At 51.7% G+C, this 26,659-nt stretch carries 25 protein-coding genes, 18 tRNA genes and 3 rRNA genes; 42 read left to right on the top strand and 4 right to left on the bottom strand.

Annotated elements, in window-relative coordinates; translation table 11 throughout:
* Positions 1-14: 14 nt before the first annotated feature.
* The 17 genes from RI501_RS09025 (at position 15) to RI501_RS08945 (ending at position 13,786) form a co-directional block, all read left to right on the top strand.
* Positions 15-752, top strand: a complete 738-nt coding sequence (locus tag RI501_RS09025; protein WP_313821870.1) for a YebC/PmpR family DNA-binding transcriptional regulator — start codon at positions 15-17, stop codon at positions 750-752.
* Between the two features lie 281 nt (positions 753-1,033).
* On the top strand, positions 1,034-2,005 hold the full coding sequence (gene comGA / locus RI501_RS09020; protein ID WP_313821868.1) for a competence type IV pilus ATPase ComGA: 972 nt from the start codon (positions 1,034-1,036) through the stop codon (positions 2,003-2,005).
* On the top strand, positions 1,941-2,993 hold the full coding sequence (locus tag RI501_RS09015) for a type II secretion system F family protein (protein WP_313821866.1): 1,053 nt from the start codon (positions 1,941-1,943) through the stop codon (positions 2,991-2,993). Before comGA ends, RI501_RS09015 begins: the two co-directional genes overlap by 65 nt.
* A gap of 1 nt (position 2,994) precedes the next feature.
* On the top strand, positions 2,995-3,330 hold the full coding sequence (locus RI501_RS09010) for a prepilin-type N-terminal cleavage/methylation domain-containing protein (RefSeq protein ID WP_313821864.1): 336 nt from the start codon (positions 2,995-2,997) through the stop codon (positions 3,328-3,330).
* 10 nt (positions 3,331-3,340) lie between these two features.
* Positions 3,341-3,799, top strand: coding sequence for a hypothetical protein (locus RI501_RS09005; protein ID WP_313821862.1), 459 nt, complete (start codon positions 3,341-3,343; stop codon positions 3,797-3,799).
* Complete coding sequence (locus RI501_RS09000) at positions 3,750-3,971, top strand: hypothetical protein (RefSeq protein ID WP_313821860.1); 222 nt, start codon at positions 3,750-3,752, stop codon at positions 3,969-3,971. Before RI501_RS09005 ends, RI501_RS09000 begins: the two co-directional genes overlap by 50 nt.
* A complete protein-coding gene (locus RI501_RS08995) occupies positions 3,968-4,420 on the top strand; it encodes a competence protein ComGF (RefSeq protein ID WP_313821858.1) in 453 nt (150 codons plus the stop codon). Before RI501_RS09000 ends, RI501_RS08995 begins: the two co-directional genes overlap by 4 nt.
* Positions 4,372-4,617, top strand: coding sequence for a hypothetical protein (locus RI501_RS08990; protein ID WP_313821857.1), 246 nt, complete (start codon positions 4,372-4,374; stop codon positions 4,615-4,617). Before RI501_RS08995 ends, RI501_RS08990 begins: the two co-directional genes overlap by 49 nt.
* Positions 4,618-4,703: 86 nt before the next feature.
* Positions 4,704-5,723 carry a class I SAM-dependent methyltransferase gene (locus tag RI501_RS08985; RefSeq protein WP_396442535.1) on the top strand — a complete coding sequence of 340 codons (1,020 nt, stop codon included), beginning with the start codon at positions 4,704-4,706 and terminating at the stop codon, positions 5,721-5,723.
* A gap of 16 nt (positions 5,724-5,739) precedes the next feature.
* A complete protein-coding gene (locus RI501_RS08980; RefSeq protein ID WP_313821853.1) occupies positions 5,740-6,930 on the top strand; it encodes an acetate/propionate family kinase in 1,191 nt (396 codons plus the stop codon).
* A gap of 218 nt (positions 6,931-7,148) precedes the next feature.
* Complete coding sequence (locus tag RI501_RS08975; protein WP_313821851.1) at positions 7,149-8,564, top strand: amino acid permease; 1,416 nt, start codon at positions 7,149-7,151, stop codon at positions 8,562-8,564.
* Between the two features lie 203 nt (positions 8,565-8,767).
* On the top strand, positions 8,768-9,616 hold the full coding sequence (locus RI501_RS08970; protein WP_313821848.1) for an aldo/keto reductase: 849 nt from the start codon (positions 8,768-8,770) through the stop codon (positions 9,614-9,616).
* 10 nt (positions 9,617-9,626) lie between these two features.
* Positions 9,627-10,235 (top strand): metallophosphoesterase family protein, encoded by a 609-nt coding sequence (locus RI501_RS08965; RefSeq protein WP_313821846.1) that lies wholly within the window; start codon positions 9,627-9,629, stop codon positions 10,233-10,235.
* Positions 10,236-10,293: 58 nt separating this feature from the next.
* A complete protein-coding gene (locus tag RI501_RS08960) occupies positions 10,294-11,676 on the top strand; it encodes a bifunctional metallophosphatase/5'-nucleotidase (RefSeq protein WP_313821844.1) in 1,383 nt (460 codons plus the stop codon).
* Positions 11,677-11,688: 12 nt separating this feature from the next.
* Positions 11,689-12,357 (top strand): YutD family protein, encoded by a 669-nt coding sequence (locus RI501_RS08955; protein ID WP_396442519.1) that lies wholly within the window; start codon positions 11,689-11,691, stop codon positions 12,355-12,357.
* Positions 12,358-12,369: 12 nt separating this feature from the next.
* A complete protein-coding gene (locus RI501_RS08950; protein ID WP_313821839.1) occupies positions 12,370-13,164 on the top strand; it encodes a TIGR01457 family HAD-type hydrolase in 795 nt (264 codons plus the stop codon).
* A complete protein-coding gene (locus tag RI501_RS08945; RefSeq protein ID WP_313821837.1) occupies positions 13,157-13,786 on the top strand; it encodes a TIGR01906 family membrane protein in 630 nt (209 codons plus the stop codon). The genes RI501_RS08950 and RI501_RS08945 overlap by 8 nt, the downstream gene beginning before the upstream one ends.
* A gap of 53 nt (positions 13,787-13,839) precedes the next feature.
* Here the strand turns inward: RI501_RS08945 and RI501_RS08940 are convergent, their stop codons facing one another.
* Positions 13,840-14,529: a VTT domain-containing protein gene (locus tag RI501_RS08940; RefSeq protein ID WP_313821835.1), complete on the bottom strand. Its 690-nt coding sequence runs from the start codon at positions 14,527-14,529 to the stop codon at positions 13,840-13,842.
* 103 nt (positions 14,530-14,632) lie between these two features.
* Positions 14,633-15,142: a phosphatidylglycerophosphatase A family protein gene (locus RI501_RS08935; RefSeq protein ID WP_313821833.1), complete on the bottom strand. Its 510-nt coding sequence runs from the start codon at positions 15,140-15,142 to the stop codon at positions 14,633-14,635.
* A 121-nt stretch (positions 15,143-15,263) separates the two neighbouring features.
* On the opposite strand from RI501_RS08935, the gene RI501_RS08930 reads away from it, so the two are divergent.
* From RI501_RS08930 to RI501_RS08820, 23 genes are all read left to right on the top strand, one after another.
* On the top strand, positions 15,264-15,851 hold the full coding sequence (locus RI501_RS08930) for a peptidylprolyl isomerase (protein ID WP_313821832.1): 588 nt from the start codon (positions 15,264-15,266) through the stop codon (positions 15,849-15,851).
* Positions 15,852-15,890: 39 nt separating this feature from the next.
* Positions 15,891-16,280, top strand: coding sequence for a CvfD/Ygs/GSP13 family RNA-binding post-transcriptional regulator (locus RI501_RS08925; protein WP_313821830.1), 390 nt, complete (start codon positions 15,891-15,893; stop codon positions 16,278-16,280).
* Between the two features lie 470 nt (positions 16,281-16,750).
* Positions 16,751-18,316: ribosomal RNA gene (locus RI501_RS08920) — 16S ribosomal RNA — on the top strand.
* Positions 18,317-18,531: 215 nt separating this feature from the next.
* A 23S ribosomal RNA gene (locus RI501_RS08915) occupies positions 18,532-21,446 on the top strand.
* A gap of 65 nt (positions 21,447-21,511) precedes the next feature.
* Positions 21,512-21,628 (top strand): 5S ribosomal RNA (rrf, locus tag RI501_RS08910).
* Together the 16S, 23S and 5S rRNA genes with 18 tRNA genes alongside form the textbook arrangement of a ribosomal RNA operon.
* A gap of 6 nt (positions 21,629-21,634) precedes the next feature.
* Positions 21,635-21,707, top strand: a tRNA-Val gene (locus tag RI501_RS08905).
* 2 nt (positions 21,708-21,709) lie between these two features.
* A tRNA-Lys gene (locus RI501_RS08900) sits at positions 21,710-21,782 on the top strand.
* A 47-nt stretch (positions 21,783-21,829) separates the two neighbouring features.
* Positions 21,830-21,902: transfer RNA gene (locus RI501_RS08895), tRNA-Thr, on the top strand.
* A 7-nt stretch (positions 21,903-21,909) separates the two neighbouring features.
* A tRNA-Gly gene (locus RI501_RS08890) sits at positions 21,910-21,981 on the top strand.
* A gap of 41 nt (positions 21,982-22,022) precedes the next feature.
* Positions 22,023-22,096, top strand: a tRNA-Arg gene (locus RI501_RS08885).
* A 6-nt stretch (positions 22,097-22,102) separates the two neighbouring features.
* Positions 22,103-22,176 (top strand) — tRNA-Pro (locus tag RI501_RS08880).
* A 28-nt stretch (positions 22,177-22,204) separates the two neighbouring features.
* Positions 22,205-22,278 (top strand) — tRNA-Met (locus RI501_RS08875).
* 14 nt (positions 22,279-22,292) lie between these two features.
* Positions 22,293-22,366 (top strand) — tRNA-Ile (locus RI501_RS08870).
* A gap of 27 nt (positions 22,367-22,393) precedes the next feature.
* Positions 22,394-22,483 (top strand) — tRNA-Ser (locus RI501_RS08865).
* Positions 22,484-22,494: 11 nt separating this feature from the next.
* Positions 22,495-22,568: transfer RNA gene (locus RI501_RS08860), tRNA-Met, on the top strand.
* A gap of 5 nt (positions 22,569-22,573) precedes the next feature.
* Positions 22,574-22,648 (top strand) — tRNA-Asp (locus RI501_RS08855).
* Between the two features lie 8 nt (positions 22,649-22,656).
* A tRNA-Phe gene (locus RI501_RS08850) sits at positions 22,657-22,729 on the top strand.
* A 21-nt stretch (positions 22,730-22,750) separates the two neighbouring features.
* Positions 22,751-22,821, top strand: a tRNA-Gly gene (locus RI501_RS08845).
* Positions 22,822-22,827: 6 nt separating this feature from the next.
* A tRNA-Ile gene (locus RI501_RS08840) sits at positions 22,828-22,902 on the top strand.
* Between the two features lie 4 nt (positions 22,903-22,906).
* Positions 22,907-22,994: transfer RNA gene (locus RI501_RS08835), tRNA-Ser, on the top strand.
* Between the two features lie 6 nt (positions 22,995-23,000).
* A tRNA-Glu gene (locus RI501_RS08830) sits at positions 23,001-23,073 on the top strand.
* A 42-nt stretch (positions 23,074-23,115) separates the two neighbouring features.
* Positions 23,116-23,189 (top strand) — tRNA-Met (locus RI501_RS08825).
* Between the two features lie 4 nt (positions 23,190-23,193).
* Positions 23,194-23,267 (top strand) — tRNA-Asp (locus RI501_RS08820).
* 132 nt (positions 23,268-23,399) lie between these two features.
* Here the strand turns inward: RI501_RS08820 and RI501_RS08815 are convergent.
* On the bottom strand, positions 23,400-24,605 hold the full coding sequence (locus tag RI501_RS08815) for a DUF2075 domain-containing protein (protein ID WP_313821828.1): 1,206 nt from the start codon (positions 24,603-24,605) through the stop codon (positions 23,400-23,402).
* 97 nt (positions 24,606-24,702) lie between these two features.
* A complete protein-coding gene (locus tag RI501_RS08810) occupies positions 24,703-25,206 on the bottom strand; it encodes an antibiotic biosynthesis monooxygenase family protein (RefSeq protein ID WP_313821826.1) in 504 nt (167 codons plus the stop codon).
* A gap of 122 nt (positions 25,207-25,328) precedes the next feature.
* Here RI501_RS08810 and RI501_RS08805 point away from each other — a divergent pair, with 122 nt between their 5' ends.
* Both RI501_RS08805 and spxA read left to right on the top strand, forming a co-directional pair.
* Positions 25,329-26,069 carry an MBL fold metallo-hydrolase gene (locus RI501_RS08805; RefSeq protein WP_313821824.1) on the top strand — a complete coding sequence of 247 codons (741 nt, stop codon included), beginning with the start codon at positions 25,329-25,331 and terminating at the stop codon, positions 26,067-26,069.
* A gap of 101 nt (positions 26,070-26,170) precedes the next feature.
* Positions 26,171-26,572, top strand: coding sequence for a transcriptional regulator SpxA (spxA, locus tag RI501_RS08800; RefSeq protein WP_313821822.1), 402 nt, complete (start codon positions 26,171-26,173; stop codon positions 26,570-26,572).
* Positions 26,573-26,659 lie beyond the last annotated feature (87 nt).

The following is a 26,659-nucleotide window of genomic DNA, read 5'->3' as shown; positions in this document are numbered from 1 at the left end:
AGAGGAGTTACGAGATGTCAGGACACTCTAAATGGCATAACATCCAAGGGCGGAAAAACGCTCAGGATGCAAAACGTGGAAAAATTTTCCAAAAGATCTCACGTGATTTGTACCAAGCTGCAAAAGCAGGTGGTGTTGATCCCGACGGTAACCCTCAACTTCGTTTGGAAATGGACAAGGCCCGGGCAGCTAACATGCCGAAGGAAAACATCAAGCGTGCGCTTGACAAAGCTTCCGGTGTTGGCGGTGCCAAGTTCGAAGAAATCACCTACGAAGGTTACGGTCCTGGCGGGACAGCAATCATGGTTGCTGCGTTGACGGATAACAAGAACCGGACGGCTGCCGCTGTTCGGTCTGCGTTCACGCACCATGGTGGCTCATTAGGCGCTGCTGGTTCTGTTTCCTACATGTTTGATCGTAAGGGCTACATTGTTATCTTACGTGATGGCTTGGATACGGATGAAGATACGATGTTGATGGATGCTTTAGATGCCGGCGCGGACGACATGGAGACGACCGATGATGAATTCACCATCTGGACGGATCCATCGCAAGAAACTGCCGTGCGTGATGCCTTACAGGAAAAGGGCTACAAGTTGGATACTGCTGAAGTTCGGATGTTCCCGCAGAACACCACCGAAGTTCCAGAAGCCAAAGTAACCCAGTACCAAGGCTTAATCGACGAACTGGAAAACAACGACGATGTTTCGGATATTTACGAAGCTGCCGTGTTACCAGAAAGCGTTGAATAAAGGTTAATTTGTTTGATGAAGGGTTCTCCTAATTTTAGGGGAACCCTTTTTCTTTACAGAGTTCGTCCCAAGGGGAGTTGATGAGCCTTAACTTAAAGGTGCAACTCATGGTCTGGGACGTACTTTTTAGCACCATTGTGGAAAAATTAAGGGTAACCGACCGTTTTAGCCACGTCTGCCACGACTAAGGCCTGATCCGATTGGGAATGAGACCATTTTTAACAAAAAAGTGGGCGCCATTGACGGAGTTAGGGGTAATCACGTTGGAGGAGGTGGCGAGGATGCCCATCCAAGCCCTAATCACCGAATTATTGCAAACCGCACAACAGCAACACGTGAGCGATATTTACGTGTTGCCCCATGATGACGGGTATCAGGTGCGCCTGCGTCAGGCCCAGTCGCTGAACATTCGGCGGACCCTAGATCAGCTGCAGGGAAACCAGGTACTGACCTACTTTAAATTTCACGCTAACATGGCGGTTAGTGAACACCGACGATCCCAGGTTGGGGCGTTAACTTGGTCGTTAGCAACGGGACACTTGGAGCTACGATTTTCGACAGTGGGGGATTACGCGGGCCATGAATCGTTAGTCATCCGCTTAATCTATCCCTATCAGGACCTACCATTAGATTATCTTGATCCACCACAACAACGGTGGTTGAGTCAGCTGGCCTTACAACGCGGATTGATGTTATTTGCGGGGCCTACTGGTGCGGGCAAGACCACGACCATGTACACCACGGCCAGGCAACTGGCCGATCAGGCGCTGGTCTTAACCATTGAAGATCCCGTCGAAATCAAGGAACCCCGGTTCGTGCAACTACAGGTTAACGTGCCCGCGGGGATGCCCTATGAAGAACTGATTAAAGTGGGCTTACGGCACCGGCCGGATATCTTTATTATTGGCGAGATTCGCGACGCGGTGACGGCTCAGGCCGCCATAAGAGCGGCGTTGAGTGGTCACCTGGTATTAAGTACGATTCATGCGCGTAGTGCGGCGGGGACCATTGCTCGCTTGGTCGACTTAGGTGTGGCGGGAGAACAACTGCGTCAGGTCTTAACGGCGGCGTGTTACCAGCGGCTGATTCCCCGGCGCACACAGGGACCGGCCGTCCTTTTAGAAATCTTGACGGGTTCAGAGCTATGGAAACCCACGGGTCAGACTCAAGAAAGGTGGCGAATGACGCTTGAAAACGCGCACGCAGCGGGCATCCTTACCGCGCAAACGGTGGCGGCTTACGCGGCGGGCTAGGTGGTCGCTAGCCCAGCAGGCCCGGATCTGCCAACTCCTAGGCGATCAACTCCAAAGTGGATTTTCGCTACGGCAAGCACTGGCTTTTCTCCGAACGACGGCTACCGGCTGGCCCGTAGAGCTCGCGGGTATTGAACAACGGCTTCTGGCGGGTGATCCCTTTTTACCAGGATTGGCGCCATATTTGCAGGAAAATATCTATTTTCAATTAACCCTGACCACCCAATACGGTGATTTGGGAACGGGCTTACAACGAGCCGCTAAGCTCTTACAACTCATGGCGACACAGCGCCAACGCCTTCGTCAACTATTAGCGTACCCACTAGGACTGCTGGGAGGCATGGGCTTGTTATTTGTGACGTTACAGTTTGGCATTTTACCGCAACTTAAAACCAGCTTGGCACCCAGTACGGTAGGGCCCCAGTTGAACTGGCACCAGTTGCTTTGGGGCGGAGGCGTGATCGCGGTATTGGGAGGAAGTGGTCTACTGGGACGTTGGTGGTGGTCCCAATCCAGTCTGCAACGGGCCCAAAGTTATCCGCGTTGGCCCTTGGTCGGCGGCCTCTTTCGGGCGTACTACGCCTATTATCTGGCCGATAACCTCACACAGTTGGTCCAAAGCGGATTGAGTGTTAAACAAATGATTCAAATTTTAGAACGCCTGCCGCCCCGGGCATTGCTTCACCAACTGGCGGTAATTCTAGCCCGCCAGTTGGCTCAGGGAACGTCGCCCGTGACGTGGCTACACCGACAACGGTATATTCCGGATGAGTTGGTCCTCTTGTTACGTAAAGGGAGCACCCAGCCCCAACTGGCGCGTGAGTTGGGGGCCTACAGCCGCTTGCAGTATCGTCAGTTGGTCCAACGAGGGGAACGGGGACTTGCCTGGGTGCAACCCGTCTTGCTAACGTTGGTCGCGGGGCTAATTGTGACGGCCTATCTAAACCTATTATTGCCGCTGTATCACAACTTACAGGGGGTCTATTAAAGTGCAGAACGTTCGACATGGTTTCACGTTGGTGGAAATGACCATCGTTCTCTTTATCATCTCATTGCTAATTCTGATTATTTTACCAAACCTTACGGGCCAACGGGGGCGGGCGCAAAACATTCATCGTGATGCGATGGCCACGTTAGTTGAGGGACAGGCTAATGCCTATCTTGACGAACACAACGATGACCGTCACCCGGAAACTCAGGTAGTTTCGTATGAAGTCTTGCAAGCCGAGGGCTATTTAACGCCCCAGCAGGTGAAGCGCGCTCAGGCCGAAAGATTGGAGTTGGGGAGTCATGGACACGTGTACCGGAAAAAGTTGCCAAAGTAGCGGATTTACGTTGTACGAAACGTTATTAGTTTTATTGCTCACCGCGGGTTTGCTGGGCGTGATGAGTTCGCCACGAGCGCCTGCCGCTAAGCTGCTGACGGAACAGGCTTTTTGGCCCGCTTGGCAGCGCTTTTGGACGGCGGGATGTCAGCTCGCCAGTCACCGGCGTCAAGTTCTCTACGTCGCAGTCGATACGGCCCGTCACCAGGCAATTATTCGGCCGGTGAAGCGCCATGCTGGCCCGGTGCCGGCCACGCTGATGACGTTGCCATTGCCCACCTCCTTGCACGTCGCCGCCGATTTTTGGGCCACGGCAATTAGTGCTCATGGCTGGGCCCCGGCGACTACCTTGGAATGGTACAGCCGGCGAACCGGATTATGGTGGTACCAAACTTTTCAACTTAAAGGAGCCTTAACGTATGTTACCTTTTCGGAAACTCGACGACCAGAAAAGCACCGAACGACGTGAGGGGTGGCTGCTGGCAGATGCCTTGATTGCGTTAAGCATCGTGGCGTTAACGTTATTACTTACCCAACAGGCCCTGCTGGTGACCCGACGCGTGGAACTACAACGCCAATTACGCCTAGAGCGGGCTCGTCACCGGCGCGATCGGCGGTTAGAAGCTTGGTTGGACCGATGATCGGGCATCGGGGATTCACTTTAACGGAGGGCATCTTGGCCTTAGGCATCGCGGCGATTATTCTGGGACTAGTCACGGGGTGGTCACGAGTGATGCTGAACCCGTTACGGACGGATAGTAGCGAGTTCTATACGGCACTGACGGAATTGGAACAGGCCGGACGCTTTACGGTAGCAACGGTTAGTCCCCAGTCGTTGGTGTTGGTGGATCACCTGCCGGCTAAGCCCACGGCCGGGGAAAAGCGGGTCGCCATTACCGTTGACCACCAAGGGGTCTTGAAGCTGACTAACCCACATAATCGAGGCTATTCTCCGCTGCTACGTCACGTTCAACAGCTGCGGTTTGCGCGGACCCGGGTGAGTGGTTTAATTCGACTGAAGATTAAGCGGGAGGGAGAAGCATGGCAAAGTACGCTCTTGGATTTTCGCGAGCCCGGTCCGGCTTCTTAACTGGTTGGGCGTTGGCTTTTTTAGCGGCAATGAGTATGGTTTTGAGTATCGTTTTAGCCGGACAGTACGCGCGGATTCAAACTACGAATCAGTTAGTTCGCCAATATGACCAAATCACGACGCGTCTGCCACCAGGCAAGTCGCGGCACAGCCCAGCTCGTTCCCATTTACCCGTTCGCCGACCATCGTCGCCCTAAAGATGGCTTGAATAAGTCCGCGAAAATCGGTACTATAGAGAACGGATACATTGTGTTAGGGAATTTTCACAAGGAGGCGAAACGTACTGTCACAAGAACAGACAGAGACGCTCTTTAAGGTGATGGACGAGTCAACGACCACCTTACAAGCAGCGCTGGCGACATCCTATATGGATGCCTTTATCGAAACGGGAGATAATCTGCTGAACGGTGAAGTTCAAGTGGAGGACGGTCGTCCGGACGCCGCAACGGTCAAGCAGTTGACTACGCTGTACCAGCAAGCGCCTTGGCAGAGCTATGATGCCGAAACGGTTCGCCGTGCGGTACAATTAGCGATGCTCAAGGCCATTCGTGTTGATGAGGTTCAAGCCAATCACCAATTAACCCCAGATACGATTGCCTATATCATGGGGTATCTGGTGACGCGGCTAGAACATCGCAAGCACCATCTGACGTTGCTCGATCTAACCGTCGGAACCGGGAACTTGTTGACGGCGGTCTTGTCCCAATTAAAGGCTGTCGTGGCCGGGCCCATTGCGGCTTACGGTGTGGATAACGACGATACGATGTTGGCCATTGCGCAGTTATCGAGTGAGTTGCAACAGTTGCCAGTCAATTATGTTCACCAGGATGCTTTAGAGTCGCTCTTAGTACCGGCCAGTGATTTGGTGGTGGCTGATTTACCAATCGGCTACTATCCACTCGACGATAACGCGGCCAATTATCAGACTCACGCGGCTGAGGGACATTCCTTTGTGCATCACTTGCTGCTCGAACAAGCCGTCCATCAGTTAACGCCGGGCGGAATTGGGGTCTTCTTAGTGCCGTCGCAGCTCTTCCAGACGGAAGAAGCGAAGGGGCTTTTGAAGTGGCTACCCCAGAACGCTTACCTTCAGGGACTGTTAAACTTGCCGAGTGAGCTGTTTGTGAATACCAACGCCCAGAAAGCAATTCTGATTTTACAGAAGCCGGCGGCGGGAGCTAAGCAGGTTAAACAAGTGATGCTGGGTGAATTTCCATCATTTAAAGATCAATCAGCGTTTCAAAAGTTTGTCGCGGAAATCGTCCAATGGGAAGAACAGAATCTCATGACGGATCGCGCATAAAGGAGAAAAAGACCACATGGGAAAATCTATTGCAATTAACGCCGGCAGTTCGACGTTGAAGTTCAAATTGTTCCAAATGCCTGCCGAAGAGGTCATCGCCGAAGGGGCCATTGACCGAATTGGGTTAGGGAATTCATTAGTTGAAATCAAGTACGGCGATGGTCAGAAGTACGAAACGCACCAAGACGTTAATGACCACCGTGAAGCCATCCAATTGATGTTGGATCAACTGACCGAATTAAAGATCATCACCGACTTTAATGAAATTACCGGAGTGGGTCACCGAATCGTTGCGGGGGGCGAAGAGTTTAAGGATTCCGCCATTATCGATGATGAGGTGTTGAAGAAGATTGAAGGCTTAGCCGAATATGCACCGCTGCACAACCCAGCCGCGGCCATGGGCATCCGGGCCTTCAAGAAGATTTTGCCTAACGTCTTGAGCGTGGCGGTCTTCGATACGTCTTTCCACACCAGCATGCCCGAAGTTAACTACATGTATGGGATTCCTTATGAATACTATGAAAAGTTTGGCGCCCGGAAGTACGGGGCTCACGGTACAAGTCACCGCTACGTCGCTGGTCGGGCTGCTAAGATGTTGGGCAAGCCATTGGAAGACCTGAAGTTGATCACCATGCACCTCGGTGCCGGTGGCTCAATCACCGCCATTAAGGATGGCAAGTCGTTCGATACGTCCATGGGCTTCACGCCACTGGCCGGGATTGAAATGGCGACCCGTTCTGGGGACATCGATGCTTCGCTGGTCGCTTACCTGATGGAGAAGCTGAACATTGATAAGCCAAACGACATGATTAACATCTTGAACAAGAAGTCTGGTTTGCTGGGGGTTTCCGGGGTTTCCGCCGATATGCGGGACCTGGAAAAGGTTCAGGACAAGAATCACAGAGCGAAGTTAGCCCGGGATATGTTCATTAACCGGATTGTGCGTTACGTGGGGGCTTACCTAGCAGAACTAGGTGGCGCCGACGCCATTGTTTACACGGCCGGTGTGGGTGAAAATGATATCACGATTCGTCAAGAAGTGGCCGATAAATTAGGTTACTTCGGGATTGGCGTGGACCCCGAAAAGAACAACATTCGTGGGGTGGAACGTGACTTGAGTAAGGCCGGGTCAAAGATTAAGACCTTGCTGATTCCGACTAACGAAGAATTAATGATCGTTCGGGATATCGAACGGTTACGCAAATAGGGTTAACCCTTGTGGTGGTTCGGTTCAAGGCGGTTTCGCTTTGGAGCGGACCACCTTTTTCATATATAGTTTAATTATTTTCATGTATTAAAGCCTAAGGTGAATTAAACGTGACTATATCAAGGCGGAGTTCGCTTTAATCTACTGAACTAACCAGAGGTGTTGCTGGCATTGTCCCCTTGACCGTGTATAATATATTTCAACGAGGGGGCAGTAAAATGAAAAATACTCAATCAAATACAGACCAGAGCTTTTCACGAGAGCTTAAAAGTCGCCACGTCCAACTGATCGCCTTGGGGGGGACGATTGGGACCGGGTTGTTCTTAGGGTCCGGCCAGGGAATTCACTTAGCCGGTTCATCGATTGTGTTAGCCTACCTGATCACTGGCGTAATGTGTTTCTTGCTTATGCGGGCGCTGGGCGAACTCTTATTATCGGATTTGAACGTGCATTCGTACATTGACTTTATTCAACGCTACCTGGGGGATAACATGAGTTTTGTCGCCGGGTGGACCTACTGGATTTGCTGGATTACCATTGCCATGGCGGAAATCACGGCGGCGGGACAATACATGCAGTATTGGTTCCCGCACCTCCCGCAATGGGTGACGGGGGTCTTCCTACTGGGGATTTTGCTCTTATTGAACTCCGTGACCGTTAAAGCGTTTGGGGAAACGGAATTTTGGTTTGCAATTATCAAGATTGTTGCGATTGTCGCCCTGATTGTCGCCGGAATCTATATGGTGGCGGTTCGTTTCGCAACACCGGTGGGACACGCTAGCGTCGCCAACCTGGCACAAGGTGGTTTCTTCGCCAACGGCTGGAAGGGCTTCTTCCTATCTTTCCAGATGGTGCTCTTTAGTTTCGTCGGGATCGAAATGGTAGGGATGACCGCTTCCGAAACGGCTAATCCCAAGAAGATCTTGCCAAAGGCCATCAACGAAATTCCCATGCGAATCATCTTGTTCTACGTGGGGTCACTCTTAGCCTTAATGTGCATCTACCCATGGCAAGCCATCTCGGCGACGAGCAGTCCGTTCGTTCAAGTCTTCAAGAACGCCGGAATTCAAGCCGCGGCTTCGGTGATTAACTTCGTGGTCTTGACGGCGGCGGCTTCGGCCTGCAACAGTTCGCTATTTACCACCGGACGGATGCTGTTCTCCTTAACGTATCGGGGCAAGAGCCGTTTTGCCAAGCATATGGGAACCCTATCTAAGGCCCAAGTTCCGGTACACGCCTTACGGTTCTCTACCGTGATTATCGCCATCTCCGTCTTCTTGAACTTGATTATTCCGGGCCACGTTTTCGCGTTTGTGGCCAGTGTTGCCACCACTTGTTTCCTGTTCATCTGGGGAGCCATTGTGGTCGCCCACATCAAGTATCGGCGGCAGCTGCAGGCTAATCACGAGCCAACACACGGGTTTAAGATGCCATTATTCCCAGCTTCCGATTATATGATCCTGATCTTCTTAGGGATGGTCGGGGTAGTCCTCTTATTCCGGACGGACACGTTAATCGCGTTGATTGGGTCCGCCATCTGGTTAGTGGCACTGAGCCTGGGTAAAAAACTACGGGATCGCGAAAGAGTTGGTAGTTTAGCCGACACCTCCGATGATTCCGAAGAATTAAAGTAACCGCGTCGTCCGCGGAACCTAACGGACATTAGCATGAAAAACGACCAGAATTCTCGGTGTGGGAATCCTGGTCGTTTTTAGGTTTCAAGTCAACATGGTGGAGAAAACACTAGCGGCTCACCCGAACCCAACGTCATTAGCGGCATGGACGGTGTGAAAGTGCTAGGATAAAAGGGAAGCTTTAGTTTTTGGGAGGGATAGGCATGAAAACTGTAACGTTAGCCGGTCAGACGGTGCCGGCCATTGGCATCGGGACTTGGCACATGGGCGATGATCCACGTCAACGGTCTGCTGAAATTGCCACTATTCAAGCCGGATTAGCCGCCGGAGCTCGGGTAATCGATACCGCAGAGATGTACGGCTCCGGTCGAGCGGAAACCCTGGTCGGTGAAGCTCTGCAAGGAATCGATCGGCAAGGGGTCTTTTTGATCTCTAAAGTGCTCCCCGAAAATGCGTCTCGTGCGCGCATGCGGGCCAGTGTTGAAGCCAGTCTCAGCCGCTTAGGGACCGATTATCTGGATCTGTACCTCTATCATTGGCGGGGGCGGGTGCCGTTGGCCGAAACGGTCACTGAGCTACAGCACTTGCAAGCTGACGGGATTATCCGGGCTTGGGGTGTTTCCAACTTTGACGTGAGCGACCTCGATGAGCTCTGGGCTTTGCCGCAGGGCGCCAACGCTCAGGCGAATGAGGACCTGTATCACTTGGGAAGTCGGGGCGTTGATTACGCCGTATTGCCCTGGCAACGGCAACATCACCTGCCCTTAATTGCTTATTCGCCGGTTGCTCAGGGGGATGCGTGGGGGCAACATCTGACGACTAATCCCGTCGTGCAGCAGCTGGCGGATAAGTATCAGGTCAGTGTTTATCAGATTTTATTGGCGTGGGTGATTCGTCAGCCACAGGTGTTGGCGATTCCGCAGACGAGTTCGGTAGCCCATATGCGGCAAAACCTGGCTGCGGGGGAGTTAACCCTTAGTCCAGCGGATCTAGACGCTCTTGATCAGCAATATCCGGCGCCCACACATAAGCAACCACTCGACGTCATTTAGGAGGTAGACCATGCAATACTTTACTTCAGATACCCATTTCTTTCATAAAGATTTATTGGGAATGAATGATTTCGCGCCCCGGCCATTTCCGGACGTGGAAACCATGAATCAGACCATCATTGACCATTGGAACGCCCGGGTAGCGCCGACCGATACGGTCTATCATCTGGGCGACATCGCCCTGTACTTTACTCACCCGGCGGTTAAATCCGACGAGGCGGTCGCCAACGTGCTATCGCAGTTGAACGGTCATTTGGAATTGATCAAGGGAAACCATGATAGTCGGGCACTGTTCAAGTACCTGGCGGCGCATAATCCGATCGATCACGGCCAACCTAAGTACGCATTTCATGATGTGGGCGTCCTGATCAAGTACGATCACCGGCAATACTACATGACCCATTACCCCATGATGCTGGGCATCGTTAAGCAGATTATTAACTTACACGGCCATATTCATCATTATGCGGTGCCGGTTAAGGAAAATATTAATGTGGGGGTGGATACGCCCGAGCAGCGCTATCTGGCTCACCCGGTACCGTTTGGGACACCGTTTTCCACCACAGAAATCGAAGCGATGGTGACCGGCAAAGCCCGTGAGTTCAAGGACAAACAATAGCTTGACCGAATTAAGGGGATGCCGTACGATTAAAACCAGTGCAGGGGGCGAGACGGCCATGGAACGACTAACTATGTTACACACCAACGACCTACATTCGCACTTTGAGAATTGGCCGCGGATTCGGCGATACTTGTTGACGACCCGTGCTCAGGTACAAGCGACCGGGGCGACCGTGTTGACCTTTGACTTAGGGGATCATGTGGATACCGCCCATCCGGTGAGCGAGGCCACCAACGGTCAAAAAAACGTGCAATTAATGAACCAAATCGGCTACGACGGCGTTACCATTGGTAATAACGAGGGTTTGGGCTTTCTGCGTGCCAAGCTGGATCATCTCTACGATCAGGCCAATTTCCCGGTCATCTTGGGGAACCTACGGCAGGCAGGAACGACTAAATTACCGGCGTGGGCCAGTGATCACCGAATTGTGGTCACAGCGGCTGGTACGCGAGTGCTCATCTTGGGACTGACCGCGCCGTATGAGTTGACTTACCCGTTGGCGGGGTGGGATCCGGTTCAGGCGGTCCCAGCACTGACGGATTTGTTAGCCCGGTATGCGGCTCAGGCCGACGTATGTGTGTTACTGTCCCACTTGGGCTATAACGTCGATCAGAAGTTGGCCCGCCGTTTCCCACAATTGGACGTCATCATCGGCAGTCACACGCACCACTTACTGGTGCATGGTGAGCGGGTCAACCAGAGTTTGTTAGCCGCGGCTGGTAAGTACGGGCAATACGTCGGTCGGATTGATCTGACGGTGGATGGCCATCATCACGTGGTGGCCGCTCAAGCTGGCGTTGTGCGGACGGCGACACTAACGCCGTTATCGGCCGACGCGGCGGAAATTCATGGGTTGACCGCCCTCGGCGAAGGGATCCTAACCGAACAACGGGTAGCTCAGTTACCCGTAACGTTAGACGCCAACCCGACGGGCCACCCGCAGCTAGTTCGTGAGGGGCTCCACGCCATTGCGGAATATGCGGGGACGCAAGCGGCGGTGCTCAACGCGGGGCTCTTTTTACGTGATCTGCCCCGCGGGGTAATTACTCAGAATCAGATTCATCAGCTTTTGCCGCATAGCATGCACGTCATGACGGTGACCCTAGATGGCTACAATCTGTGGCGGTTAGTCCAGGAGTTTGAACAAGCACGGCTCTTTTTACGGAAGTTTCCTCAGAAGGGCATGGGGTTTCGGGGAAAGATCTTCGGGGAGTTGAATTACCTGGGGATTGCCTACAATGCCACTACCCGGCAGGTGACTTGGCGGGGGGAACCGTTATCGCCGAACCGGCAATACCGTCTAGCGGTCGTGGACCATTACTTATTTATTCCCTTCTTCCCGACGATTGCGATTGTGGGAGAAAATCATATTTTATATCACGATTTATTGCGGGAGGTCTTCGCCGGATATTTAAGCCGACATTACCCCCTAGATTAATTAACGGAAAGGATGAAGATGGTGGATCGAAAGGATTTAGAAGCCCTAGTGGCGCAACAACGTGAGAAACGAGAACCCAGTGCCGAAGTGCTCCGGGTTGACGAGACCCACCTGAAGATTAACGGGCACGCTTACGAGTTGGTGACCGATGTCCGACACGGTTTCGATTTTGCGGAGTTTGCCCAGCGGTACAGCACGATTTTAAGTAAGTACGATTACATTGTGGGCGACTGGGGGTTCGAGCAACTACGGTTGAAGGGCTTTTATGCGGCTGATCGGGCGGGAGCAAAGCAAAACCAGATCGACGCTGTGCAGGACTATCTGTACGAGTCGTGTAACTTTGGGTGTGCCTACTTTATTTTGCATAATCTCGAGGTCAAACCGGCCCCGAAGCCGCGGCGCAATCGGTCCCGACGGCATAATAATGGTAACCATCCAACCGGTGCCCAGGCGACTAAGACTGACCAGGCAGCCACAACGAAGTCTACGGGAAACGGCCACTCGCGGCGGCACCGCTCGCGGCATTCTCGGCGGCATAGTTCCAATACGCCGCGTAACCATAACTTTACGGAAGAGCGCCGGAAGACGCCTGCAGCGCCGAAACCGGCAAAGACGGTTACGGTGGCGTCGGGTGGTCAGGGCCGGCGCCACTTTACCATTCGGCAGAAAAAAGAAGAGTAGGGAGAATTAACGGTGAAAGATTATCAAGCATACATGATTGACCTTGACGGGACGGTCTATGCCGGCTCTCAGCGGTACCCAGCGGCTAAGCGGTTCATCGAACGCCTGCAAGCCGCGCAGGTGCCCTTTAAGTTTGTCACCAATAACACCACTAAATTGCCCCGCGACGTGGTTCGGAATCTGGCGGACAATCATGATATTCACGTGACGCCGGAGAATGTCTATACGGCAGGGCTGGCAACGGCAGACTTTTTAGACCAACGGGCCGGGACGACAGGTAAGCGGACGGTCTACGTCGTGGGTGAGATTGGCCTACGCCAGGCCTTGGCCGCTAAAGGGTTCACGGTTGATGAGGAACATCCCGAGTACGTGGTGGTGGGATTGGATAGCGACGTGACCTACGAGAAGTTTGCCAAGGCCATTCTGGCCATTCGCAGTGGGTCGACGTTTATTGGCACCAATTCGGATTCCAATATTCCGAAGGCCCGCGGGCTGATGCCGGGAGCGGGAGCGTTGGTGGATCTCGTGCGGTACGCGACCCAGACGGCGCCCATTTTTGTGGGCAAGCCCGAACCCATTATTTTAAATAACTCACTGGCCCAATTAGGGGTGAGTGCGGATCAGGCATTGATGGTGGGGGATAATTACCACACGGATATTGAGGCCGGAATTCATGCGGGCGTCGATACGTTACTGGTGTATACCGGAGTATCCACCCCTAAGCAGGTTGCCCAAGAGGCTATTCAGCCGACCTATACGGTGTCGTCGCTAGATCATTGGGATCTGCAGGCGGGCCCGCTTGACTAGGCTAAATCGTTGGGGCGGCCTGACCGCCGTAATTTTAGTGCTGATTAGCCTGAGCGTGACGTTAACCATCAATGCCGTCTGGTTGTATCGGTTGGACATTGGATGGTTGCACATCAGTCAGGATGTCCATCTGTCGGCGTCGGTTTTAATGCATAACTATGGTCAATTGCTGGCTTATCTGGAATTGCCCTGGGTGACGGAGCTGAACATGAGCAACTTTCCCACGTCATTTACGGGGATGATTCACTTTGAGGACGTTAAACGGCTCTTTTTGCTCGACCACGTGGTGCTGATCGTGAGTCTAGTCCCCGCCGGCTGGTATTTGCGACAGTTGGCGCGGCGAGCGGAACAGTGGCGTTTACTCCGGCCGATGCAGGTGGCAGCGGTGGTGCCTGTGGCTTTGGCGGGGTGTATGGCCGTTAATTTTAACGGGTTTTTCATTGCCTTTCACCAGGTCCTGTTTCGCAACAACGATTGGTTATTTGATCCGAACCTCGATCCCGTGATTACGGCGCTACCCGATATCTTTTTTCTACATTGTTTTATTCTCGCGTTTGGGTTGTTTGAGTTGGGCGTCGCTCTCCTGTATGGGTGGGGACGGCGTGCCATTCAGCGAGTTTAACTTTATCCCGGACATTAAAAAACCACATCCTCACGGGGGTGTGGTTTTTAAGTCTAATCATCTTCAGATAAATTCTGGACGGAAGCCTGGTGCCGCTCGGGTTGGTGTGGATGCCGCCGGCCACGTAACCAGCCAACCACTGCGGGGATTAGGGAAATTACGATGATCCCTAAGACCACCGCGGAGAAATGCGCTTTGACAAACGGAATATTGCCGAAGAAATAACCCCCTCCACAGCAGATGATGACCCAAGTGAGTGCTGCACTAACGTTGTATTGAAGGAAGCGGCGGAATGGAAATTGAGACCCGGCCGCGGTAAACGGCACAAATGTCCGGATAATCGGCATGAACCGCCCCAGGAAAATTGCTAGGGGGCCATGTTTGCGGAAGAACTTTTCGGATTGAGCCAATTTATCCTTATTAATCAGACGACCGAACCACGAGTGATTCGAGAGGGCGGCCCCGGCGTGGTGTCCTAGATAGAAGTTTAGACTATCACCGCCGATAGCAGCCAAGAGAAACAGTCCCACGAACACCCAGATGTTCAACCCATAGGCGGGGTTAGCGGCTAAGGCCGCTGCCGCGAAAAGTAACGAGTCTCCCGGGAGAAACGGCAGAATCACCGCCCCGGTTTCAACAAAGACGATCGCAAACAAGATGAGATAGGTTGAATGCCCAAAGGTGTTCACGATGTTGACCAAGTGATCATCAATGTGTAAGACGAAATCGATTAAATAGCCCATTAAGGTACTCCTTATTCTAAAATTTATAGACACCCACATTGTAATGGGTTTTAATCCCACCGTCAGCTGGTATGGGTAAACTTAAGGAAATTATGAAATTTGACTAATCAAATGGCGTATCTTGTTCGCCTTGATCGGCGTGGGCTAACCGGGCCGCGGCAGCTGCGGCGACGGCCCCCACTAGGTCGTCTAGGAAGGTATGGATTTTCCCGGGCTCGTGGGCGTTTAATAATTGTAAGATACCGGGTTTGACGCGGTCGATATAGCCGTAGTTGTTAAATCCGATGGAACCGTATAGGTCGACGATGGAGAGGGCCATCGTTTCATCTACACCGTACAGGCCTTCGTCGCGCTCAACGATGGTTTGCAGGGGCTCTAAGAGACTGTGTTGTTCGGCCGCCATGTCCAACTGAATCCCGGTGATGAGGGCGTTTTGGACCTCGCGTTTACGTAGAACGGTCTGGACGCTGTCGCGAGCCATGGCGAGGGTGAGGTCTTGGATGTAATCCTTTTGCAGAAACACCACAAGATTGGCGATGGCTTCTAGGGAAACGCCACGTTGGGCCAGGAGATCGATCGTCCGTTTGTTCAATGATGTGATTGGTTTAGTCATCAGTTTCCTCCTATAGGTAAGTCTTGTCCCCCAGTATAGCACTGAAGTGTTCAGTTGCATTTTTAGTGGTTGGCGGTGATAATGGATACAGAAGTGTTTTGAAAAGATATGGAGGATAATTATGACAAAGTTTCCACAAATTGATTTGGCGAACGCCAAGGGCCCGCAAGTGACGGTTGAAACGTCAATGGGTACGATTTTGCTGCAGCTCTTTCCCGAACAAGCCCCGAAAACGGTTGAAAACTTTGTAACGCACGCGAAGGCCGGCTACTACGACGGGTTAACGTTCCACCGGGTAATTCCTAACTTTATGATTCAGGGGGGCGATCCCACCGGTACCGGAATGGGTGGCGAAAGTATCTGGGGCCAACCCTTTGAAGACGAGTTTTCACCGGAGCTCTATAACTTGCGGGGGGCTCTTTCCATGGCTAATGCGGGTCCTAACACCAATGGTAGTCAATTCTTTATCGTTCAAGATAAGGATATGACGGAGCAGATGCAAGGTCAGATGAAGGATGCTGGGTTCCCCGAGGAAATTGTGAAGGCTTATCAAAACGGCGGGACGCCGTGGCTAGATTTCCGGCACACGGTCTTTGGTCAAGTGATCAAGGGGATGGACGTGGTCGATGCCATTGCCGGGGTCGAGACGGATGCCAGTGATCAGCCGGCAACACCGGTAACCATGGATAAAGTAACGGTTCAAGAATAACCGAATGATTTGTTTCTATATTATGGAGGAGGAATCCCTATGACGTTTAAGATTGGTCAGCGGGTTTCTGGTCGGGTAACCGGCATTCAACCTTACGGGGCATTTGTGAGCCTGGGGGGACATCGCCAGGGTTTGATTCATATTTCCGAATGCCACTGCGGGTACGTTAAAGATATTCACGATTACCTAAGGGTTAATCAGGAAGTGAATGTTGTGGTGCTGGATATTGACGAGTTCACGGGTAAGATTAGTCTATCCTTACGGTGTCTAGAGCATCTGGAACCCGAAACGGCGCCTAACGAGCATCAGCGGCATCACTACTGGACGAACCATCGAGTCGCCATCGGCTTTAAACCGATTGCCGACCGTTTGGCGGGCTGGAAAGCCGAAGCAACTCAACGTTTAAACGATCAGCAGGCCCCGTTATAGGTGGGCCTGTTTTTTTCTTGAAATTTATTCTTGACCTGATTGACGATGATTGGTATGATATTATCTGTTGTCATCAGAGAAGGCAATTGCATAAAAATTGAATTTGTGGATAGACATACAAATTTGAAATTAGTGCTTGACGTTGCTAAAAACTACTGATACAATGATTTATGTTGTCAATAAGGGCAACGACTAAAAAACAATCAGATTTAAATTTTGAATATATATTCAAAATTGATTGAAAAAAGTTGTTGACAAGAAATTGACGACATGCTATACTTTAAAAGTTGTCACGGAGCAATTGCTTCTTATGATAACTTGGTAGACCTTTGAAAACTGAACATTGTTTCGACGAACCAAATATGTGTAGGGCGGTTTGAACTTAGGTTCAAACCCAAACAATATTTGCGAAGTCAATTCGCTTTAAAAATGTAACAACAATCGATGAGCTATTCGAGCTTATCATCTTTTAAGATGAGAGTTTGATCCTGGCTCAGGACGAACGCTGGCGGCATGCCTAATACATGCAAGTCGAACGAGTTCCCGTTGATTGACGTGCTTGCACTGATTTCAACATTGGAACGAGTGGCGAACTGGTGAGTAACACGTGGAAAACCTGCCCAGAAGCAGGGGATAACACTTGGAAACAGGTGCTAATACCGTATAACAACAAAAACCGCATGGTTTTTGTTTGAAAGGTGGCTTCGGCTATCACTTCTGGATGGTTCCGCGGCGCATTAGCTAGTTGGTGAGGTAAAGGCCCACCAAGGCGATGATGCGTAGCCGACCTGAGAGGGTAATCGGCCACATTGGGACTGAGACACGGCCCAGACTCCTACGGGAGGCAGCAGTAGGGAATCTTCCACAATGGACGAAAGTCTGATGGAGCAATGCCGCGTGAGTGAAGAAGGGTTTCGGCTCGTAAAACTCTGTTGTTGAAGAAGAACGGGTGTCAGAGTAACTGTTGACATCGTGACGGTATTCAACCAGAAAGCCACGGCTAACTACGTGCCAGCAGCCGCGGTAATACGTAGGTGGCAAGCGTTGTCCGGATTTATTGGGCGTAAAGCGAGCGCAGGCGGTTACTTAAGTCTGATGTGAAAGTCTTCGGCTTAACCGAAGAAGTGCATCGGAAACTGGGTAACTTGAGTGCAGAAGAGGACAGTGGAACTCCATGTGTAGCGGTGGAATGCGTAGATATATGGAAGAACACCAGTGGCGAAGGCGGCTGTCTAGTCTGTAACTGACGCTGAGGCTCGAAAGCATGGGTAGCAAACAGGATTAGATACCCTGGTAGTCCATGCCGTAAACGATGAGTGCTAAGTGTTGGAGGGTTTCCGCCCTTCAGTGCTGCAGCTAACGCATTAAGCACTCCGCCTGGGGAGTACGACCGCAAGGTTGAAACTCAAAGGAATTGACGGGGGCCCGCACAAGCGGTGGAGCATGTGGTTTAATTCGAAGCTACGCGAAGAACCTTACCAGGTCTTGACATCTTCTGCCAATCTTAGAGATAAGACGTTCCCCTCGGGGACAGAATGACAGGTGGTGCATGGTTGTCGTCAGCTCGTGTCGTGAGATGTTGGGTTAAGTCCCGCAACGAGCGCAACCCTTATTATCAGTTGCCAGCATTCAGTTGGGCACTCTGGTGAGACTGCCGGTGACAAACCGGAGGAAGGTGGGGATGACGTCAAATCATCATGCCCCTTATGACCTGGGCTACACACGTGCTACAATGGACGGTACAACGAGTTGCGAAGTCGTGAGGCCAAGCTAATCTCTTAAAGCCGTTCTCAGTTCGGATTGTAGGCTGCAACTCGCCTACATGAAGTTGGAATCGCTAGTAATCGCGGATCAGCATGCCGCGGTGAATACGTTCCCGGGCCTTGTACACACCGCCCGTCACACCATGAGAGTTTGTAACACCCAAAGCCGGTGGGGTAACCTTCGGGAGCCAGCCGTCTAAGGTGGGACAGATGATTAGGGTGAAGTCGTAACAAGGTAGCCGTAGGAGAACCTGCGGCTGGATCACCTCCTTTCTAAGGAATATACGGAGGCTACACATACTTTGTCGAAACAATGGTCAGTTTTGAGGGGTCTACCCTCAAACTTGTTCTTTGAAAACTAGATATTATCAATTATTTTCCTTTAATTATTAAAGATAATTAAACCGAGAACACCGCGTTTATTTTGAGTTTTTTAATTAGTTTATTCGCTAATACTCAATTAATCAGCGGTCACGAAGTGACCGTTAGGTTAAGTTATGAAGGGCGCATGGTGAATGCCTTGGTACTAGGAGCCGATGAAGGACGGGACTAACACCGATATGCTTCGGGGAGCTGTACGTAAGCTTTGATCCGGAGATTTCCGAATGGGGAAACCCAATCATCTTTACCGATGATTACAACTTGACGAATACATACTCAAGTTGAGGCAGACGTGGGGAACTGAAACATCTAAGTACCCACAGGAAGAGAAAGAAAAATCGATTCCCTAAGTAGCGGCGAGCGAACGGGGAACAGCCCAAACCATCGAGCTTGCTCGGTGGGGTTGTAGGACTGAACATTTGAGTTACCAAAGTTAAGGATAACCGAAACATCTGGGAAGGTGTGGCAGAGCGGGTGATACCCCCGTAGGTGAAATCGTTAACTCTCAGTTCAGGATCCTGAGTACGGCCAGACACGTGAAACCTGGTCGGAATCCGGGAGGACCATCTCCCAAGGCTAAATACTCCCTAGTGACCGATAGTGAACCAGTACCGTGAGGGAAAGGTGAAAAGCACCCCGGAAGGGGAGTGAAATAGTTCCTGAAACCATGTGCCTACAATTAGTTAGAGCCCGTTAATGGGTGATAGCGTGCCTTTTGTAGAATGAACCGGCGAGTTACGTTAATTTGCAAGGTTAAGGTGTTAAGACCGGAGCCGTAGCGAAAGCGAGTCTGAAACGGGCGTTTCAGTAAGTTGACGTAGACCCGAAACCAGGTGACCTACCCATGTCCAGGTTGAAGGTGCGGTAAAGCGCACTGGAGGACCGAACCCGTGTATGTTGAAAAATGCTGGGATGAGGTGTGGGTAGCGGTGAAATTCCAAACGAACTTGGAGATAGCTGGTTCTCTCCGAAATAGCTTTAGGGTTAGCCTCGGATTTAGAATCGTGGAGGTAGAGCCACTGTTTGGACTAGGGGCCCGTCATGGGTTACTGAATTCAGATAAACTCCGAATGCCACAGATTTATATCCGGGAGTCAGACGATGAGTGATAAGATCCACCGTCGAAAGGGGAACAGCCCAGACCACCAATTAAGGTCCCTAAATATGTGCTAAGTGGAAAAGGATGTGGAATTGCATAGACAGCTAGGATGTTGGCTCAGAAGCAGCCACCATTTAAAGAGTGCGTAATAGCTCACTAGCCGAGTGACTCTGCGCCGAAAATATACCGGGGCTAAGCACATTACCGAAATTGTGGACGCGACTATGTCGCGTGATAGGAGAGCGTTCTAAGGGCGACGAAGCTAGATCGCAAGGACTAGTGGAGCGCTTAGAAGTGAGAATGCCGGTATGAGTAGCGAAAGATCAGTGAGAATCTGATTCACCGAATGACTAAGGTTTCCTGGGGAAGGCTCGTCCTCCCAGGGTTAGTCGGGACCTAAGCTGAGGCCGTAAGGCGTAAGCGATGGATAACAGGTTGATATTCCTGTACTAGTTAATATTGTTTGAACGATGGAGGGACGCAGGAGGCTAAAGCAAGCGCACGATTGGAAATGTGCGTTCAAGCGTCAAGTCTGGTGATGAGTCAAATGCTTATCGCTAAGGACAAGGCGTGATGAGGACCGAATTTTAGTAGGGAAGTGCTCCATGTCACACTGCCGAGAAAAGCTTCTAGTTAGATATTAATTACCCGTACCGCAAACCGACACAGGTAGTCGAGGAGAGTATCCTAAGGTGAGCGAGTGAACTCTCGTTAAGGAACTCGGCAAAATGACCCCGTAACTTCGGGAGAAGGGGTGCTACACGCAAGTGTAGCCGCAGTGAAAAGGCCCAGGCGACTGTTTATCAAAAACACAGGTTTCTGCAAAATCGTAAGATGAAGTATAGGGGCTGACGCCTGCCCGGTGCTGGAAGGTTAAGTGGATGAGTTAGCTTCGGCGAAGCCCAGAAATGAAGCCCCAGTAAACGGCGGCCGTAACTATAACGGTCCTAAGGTAGCGAAATTCCTTGTCGGGTAAGTTCCGACCCGCACGAAAGGCGTAACGATCTGGGCACTGTCTCAACGAGAGACTCGGTGAAATTATATTACCTGTGAAGATGCAGGTTACCCGCGACAGGACGGAAAGACCCCATGGAGCTTTACTGTAGCTTGATATTGGGTGTTGACACAGCTTGTACAGGATAGGTCGGAGCCGTAGATATCGGAACGCTAGTTTCGATGGAGGCGTTGGTGGGATACGACCCTCGCTGTGTGAACACTCTAACCCGCGCCACTTATCGTGGCGGGAGACAGTGTCAGGTGGGCAGTTTGACTGGGGCGGTCGCCTCCTAAAAAGTAACGGAGGCGCCCAAAGGTTCCCTCAGAATGGTTGGAAATCATTCGACGAGTGTAAAGGCAGAAGGGAGCTTGACTGCGAGACAGACAGGTCGAGCAGGGACGAAAGTCGGGCTTAGTGATCCGGTGGTACCGTATGGAAGGGCCATCGCTCAACGGATAAAAGCTACCCTGGGGATAACAGGCTTATCTCCCCCAAGAGTCCACATCGACGGGGAGGTTTGGCACCTCGATGTCGGCTCATCGCATCCTGGGGCTGTAGTCGGTCCCAAGGGTTGGGCTGTTCGCCCATTAAAGCGGTACGCGAGCTGGGTTCAGAACGTCGTGAGACAGTTCGGTCCCTATCCGTCGCGGGCGTAGGAAATTTGAGAGGAGCTGTCCTTAGTACGAGAGGACCGGGATGGACATACCTCTGGTGTACCAGTTGTGCCGCCAGGCGCATCGCTGGGTAGCTATGTATGGATGAGATAAACGCTGAAAGCATCTAAGTGTGAAACTCGCCTCAAGATGAGATTTCCCATTCCTTTATGGAAGTAAGACCCCTGAGAGATGATCAGGTAGATAGGTTGGAAGTGGCAGCACCGTGAGGTGTGCAGCGGACCAATACTAATCGGTCGAGGACTTAACCAAGTAATGGTGTTCTCAAAGAAAATCAATTGGTAATATCTAGTTTTGAGGGAATAAGCTCTCAATAGTGTGGTGGCGATAGCCTGAAGGATACACCTGTTCCCATGCCGAACACAGAAGTTAAGCTTCAGCACGCCGATAGTAGTTGGGGGATCGCCCCCTGCAAGGATAGGACGTTGCCACGCGTATATGGAGGATTAGCTCAGTTGGGAGAGCGTCTGCCTTACAAGCAGAGGGTCACAGGTTCGAGCCCTGTATCCTCCATTGAGCCCTTAGCTCAGTTGGTAGAGCATCTGACTTTTAATCAGAGGGTCGACAGTTCGAGCCTGTCAGGGCTCATTCGCCTTTCGGCGATTGAGATTATTATTGAAGATGATACTGACTATGCCGACTTAGCTCAGTTGGTAGAGCACCTGTCTTGTAAACAGGGGGTCGGAAGTTCGAATCTTCTAGTCGGCATTATTTTGCGGAAGTAGTTCAGTGGTAGAACATCACCTTGCCATGGTGGGGGTCGCGGGTTCGAATCCCGTCTTCCGCTTAGTACCGAAAGGTATTAAGTTAAGTCAACAAAGTTATTTTGCACCCATAGCGCAACTGGATAGAGTGTCTGACTACGAATCAGAAGGTTGTAGGTTCGACTCCTACTGGGTGCATAGTAACGGGAAGTAGCTCAGCTTGGTAGAGCACCTGGTTTGGGACCAGGGGGTCGCAGGTTCGAATCCTGTCTTCCCGATTAAATAAAAATATTTTATTTAACACTTCGCGGTGTAGCTCAGCTGGCTAGAGCGTTCGGTTCATACCCGAGAGGTCGAGGGTTCGATCCCCCCCGCCGCGATTTGGACTTGGACTGGACCTTTAGCTCAGTTGGTTAGAGCAGACGGCTCATAACCGTCCGGTCGTAGGTTCGAGTCCTACAAGGTCCATTCGTGGGCATTGTTACAGTGCGATATGGAGGATTACCCAAGTCTGGCTGAAGGGAACGGTCTTGAAAACCGTCAGGTGGGTAAAACCACGCGAGAGTTCGAATCTCTCATCCTCCTTTTCTAATTATCGCGGGATGGAGCAGTCTGGTAGCTCGTCGGGCTCATAACCCGAAGGTCGTTGGTTCAAATCCAGCTCCCGCAATATTTGGTCCGTTGGTCTAGTTGGTTTAGGACGCCTGCCTGTCACGCAGGAGATCACGAGTTCGAGTCTCGTACGGACCGTTTTAAATGGCTCGGTAGCTCAGTCGGTAGAGCAATGGATTGAAGCTCCATGTGTCGGCGGTTCGATTCCGTCCCGCGCCATTGCTTAACCTCATATAAATTGCGGGTATAGTTTAGTGGTAAAACCACAGCCTTCCAAGCTGTTGTCGCGAGTTCGATTCTCGTTACCCGCTTTATATGGGCCTATAGCTCAGCTGGTTTAGAGCGCACGCCTGATAAGCGTGAGGTCGATGGTTCGAGTCCATTTAGGCCCATTTTGGAGAAGTACTCAAGTGGCTGAAGAGGTGCCCCTGCTAAGGGTATAGGTCGCGCAAGCGGCGCGAGGGTTCAAATCCCTCCTTCTCCGTTATATGACCCGTTGGTCAAGTGGTTTAAGACACCGCCCTTTCACGGCGGTAACATGGGTTCGAATCCCGTACGGGTCATTGTAGAGACTTGTCTGCAAACTTAATTTTATATTTTATTATCGCGGGATGGAGCAGTCTGGTAGCTCGTCGGGCTCATAACCCGAAGGTCGTTGGTTCAAATCCAGCTCCCGCAATATTGGTTCGTTGGTCTAGTTGGTTAGGACGCCTCCCTGTCACGGAGGAGATCACGAGTTCGAGTCTCGTACGGACCGTCCGGTAAAGCCTTCCTGTGAGTGGAAGGCTTTTTTGGTACCATTAATTAAAAACCGTTAGGAACCACTACCAACAACAAGGTGGTAGCGTGGCTCCTAACGGTTTTTAGCTAATGTGCCATGAGGTAGAGGTTAACGGTGCTGTAAAAAATGACGTAAGCGGGGATCATGGGCGTACAGGTACAGCCCGCGGACGCCCCGTTTCATGAGAACGTTCACCGAGTTAAGGACTAACTGTTGCTTAATAGCAGTTAGCTGATCGGTGGCGAGATCGGTGCGCCGCTTAAAGGTTTCCACGTCGGTATACTTGTCAAGATCGACCGTTAGTCCCTGGTCCGTCAAGCAAATGGGAGGACCGAGAATTACCCCTACGTAATTTAGATCAAACCCCTGGCAGGTATAAATGGAACCCACCTCATCAATGGTCCGGGGCAGTTCCGCCCAAGGCGTGGCCGTGTAATTATACTGGTCCCAGGGAAGGTGAAATCGGCCCTCCGTAATATAGTGGCGGCCGCCGTCGAGAGTGGAGGGGTAGCCCGACGTAGAGACAATTCGTGATAATCCCACGGCCTGGTTACGGGCCACAATGGCTTGGCGCATGGCTTCGGCATCATCGAAGACGCGTAAATCGTAATGCGGACCACCCGTTGCGGGGAGGGGGCGTAACTCATGATGCGTAAACGCGTTAATCCACCGGACCAGCGCATCACTCGCCTGCATGCGGAATTGGTGGGTTAGCCGGTAGCTTTGATGGGGGTAAGGGGCTAGGAGCGTCTCTAACCGGTCTTCCGTCCAGAAACTCTTGAAGCGCAAGACCTGAGTTTCGTCAAAGACCAGGATAATGACCTTAGCGCTGGTTAATAGGGAACCAAGTTGGTTGGTCCCGTAGAAGTTGTTGTAATGGTCCGCTTGAGAGAGCAGCAGGTGGGCCTCATCGATCACCAGCACGTCGGCAGTGGTCTTCCCTTGGGCAAGCCGGTTAATTAACGTGGTCGGTCGCTGAAAGTCCTTTTTGAACAGGTGGGCTTGGTGTCCCGCAATCTCGCGGTAGACTTTGAGAATTTCCGGATGATTCACTAAAAAGTAGTTGGTCGTTCCCCACAGTGGAGAGTCCGGTCTGGTTCGTGCCAGAGTTTGCAGCTGAGTGAATAAGTGGGCTAACACCACACTTTTGCCGGTTCCGGCATCCCCGTAGAGGGTGAAAACGGCAGGATGTGGGGTGGTGAGCTGCGTGGTGGTGAAGTCAATTAGCCGTTGCACTAAGTGGGCCTGCTGTGGCGTTAAGGGTAAGTCTGGTGAAATTTTAGCTGTTGCTGCGTTGGAGGTTGGAAAAGTCACTCCATCGCCACCTTTCTAAACGTGATACGTCCATTGTACCGCGTCAACCGGCCAAGAAAAAAGGGCCGCGGCAATGAACCGGACCCTAGTTGATTAATTATTGAACGGCCTTGATAGTTGCTCGCTTGTAGCCGGCTGAGTGGAAGTGGTTGGCACTCGTGGCATACCGGTCAAGTGGTGTGAAGACCGGTGAATGCCGCCACAGCGTGTAAGACTGACTGTTGTCCCATTGGGTCAGTAGAATGTAGCTGCCCCGGTCATTAACCTTGGTGAGTAGGTAGAGTGCCCGTAAACCTGTGGGCAACGGGTTAGCGGCTAAGCGGTTCGCCTTGGCTTCGAAGACGTCGGCGGTGTCTTGATTGAATTCAAAGTAACTAAACTCAAAGAAACCGTGCCAATCGTTGACCCCCTGGTGGCAGTTGACCCGATAGTCAAAGTGCGTAGCAAAAATGCTGGGTTGTCCGGAGACATCCAACAGTTGCAGGCCATCATCATCGCCAGTTGAGTTGGCTAAAAGGACAAATTCACGATCGGGATGAGCGGCCATGAGCTTGGTCAGCACTTCTTCGCTTCCGAACGTTAACGCAATACTTTGTAACATAACGAATCCCTCCTCGTTGACACCTTCATTATACCCCTGTTACGGGTCAGACATGAAACGTTTACACCTTCGTACCGGCGCGCTACACTAAGGAAGAAACGTCTAACGAAAGGGTGAATTTCATGGATTTAACGGTTTTGGGATGTTACGGGGGTTACCCGTACAACGGCATTGGGACCAGTAGTTACCTGATTACCAGCGGACACTATCACCTCTTATTGGATTGCGGGAGTGGGGCGTTAACGGCCTTACAACGGTATTTAGATCCGCTTCAACTGGATGCCGTTTTGTTGACCCACTATCATCATGATCATACGGCGGACGTGGGGGTGTTGCAATATCTGTGGCAACTCGCAGCGGGGAAGAAAAAAGAACCCGTCCTCCCCATTTATGGCCATACCGCTGACGCGGACCACTTTGCGGGACTAACCTGGCCCGGCGCTACGCAGGGGGTAGCCTATGATCCCCAACAGTCACTGGTTTTAGGGCCACTTACCCTCACGTTCGGGGCGACACACCATCCAGTACCCGCTTATGCCCCCATCATTACGGAAAACGCAACGGGGAAGCGCCTAGCCTTTACGGCCGACACGGCGGCCTTTCCGGCTCTTGCCACCTGGGCGCAAGGCGTCGATGTCTTGCTCGCCGACACCAACTTCTACGCCGATCATCAAGGGACCGCCTGGCACTTAACCTCCACGCAAGCGGGGCAGTTGGCCCGTGACGCGCAAGTCAAGCGGCTCCTGTTGACGCACCTACCACAGACGGGTTCGCTAGCTCAACTGCAGGCCGAAGCCCAAGCTGCAGCGGGAGACGAGATTCCGACGGCGGTGGTTCAAGCGGGGGCCACTTACCGTATTTAACGGGCGCCACGATTAAATTTGACACAATGGGTTACTTTTTAACGGTAACCGTGATATAATGGTTATTATAAAATATTAGTTATATAAGGGAGGCTCTCACCATGACTGTGACACTCTATACGACCCCAAGTTGTTCATCTTGCCGCAAAGCGCGCCATTGGCTGGACGCCCACGGTATCGCGTATCGCGAGCAGAATATGTTGACGGCTCCCCTGACGATTGCCGATATTAAGGCCATTTTACGGCTAACCGAAGAGGGAACCGCGGAAATTATTTCCACACGCTCCAAGGCCTATCGGGACCTGGACGTTGCGGTTGATGATCTTCCCCTGCAAGCCCTGTATGAGTTAATCTTACAGAATCCGACGTTGTTGCGGCGACCAATCATCATGGATGATCGACGGCTGCAGGTAGGGTATAATGATGAAGAAATCCGCCGGTTTTTACCCCGTCAGATTCGTGAATTAGCCCGACACCGAGCACGGCAACGGGCTGAGGGGTAAAAGTAAGCTGAATTAGTTGCATCTAACTGGATTTGTGAGAGAATACTACTTGCAGTCCAGTTTTTAGTGAGCATTACTTTACAAGCC

This window comes from Levilactobacillus zymae (assembly GCF_032190635.1).
GTDB classification, from domain to species: Bacteria; Bacillota; Bacilli; order Lactobacillales; family Lactobacillaceae; genus Levilactobacillus; species Levilactobacillus zymae_A.
The sequence above is the reverse complement of the archived record's forward strand: the minus strand, read 5'-3'. Positions and strand labels throughout refer to the sequence as shown.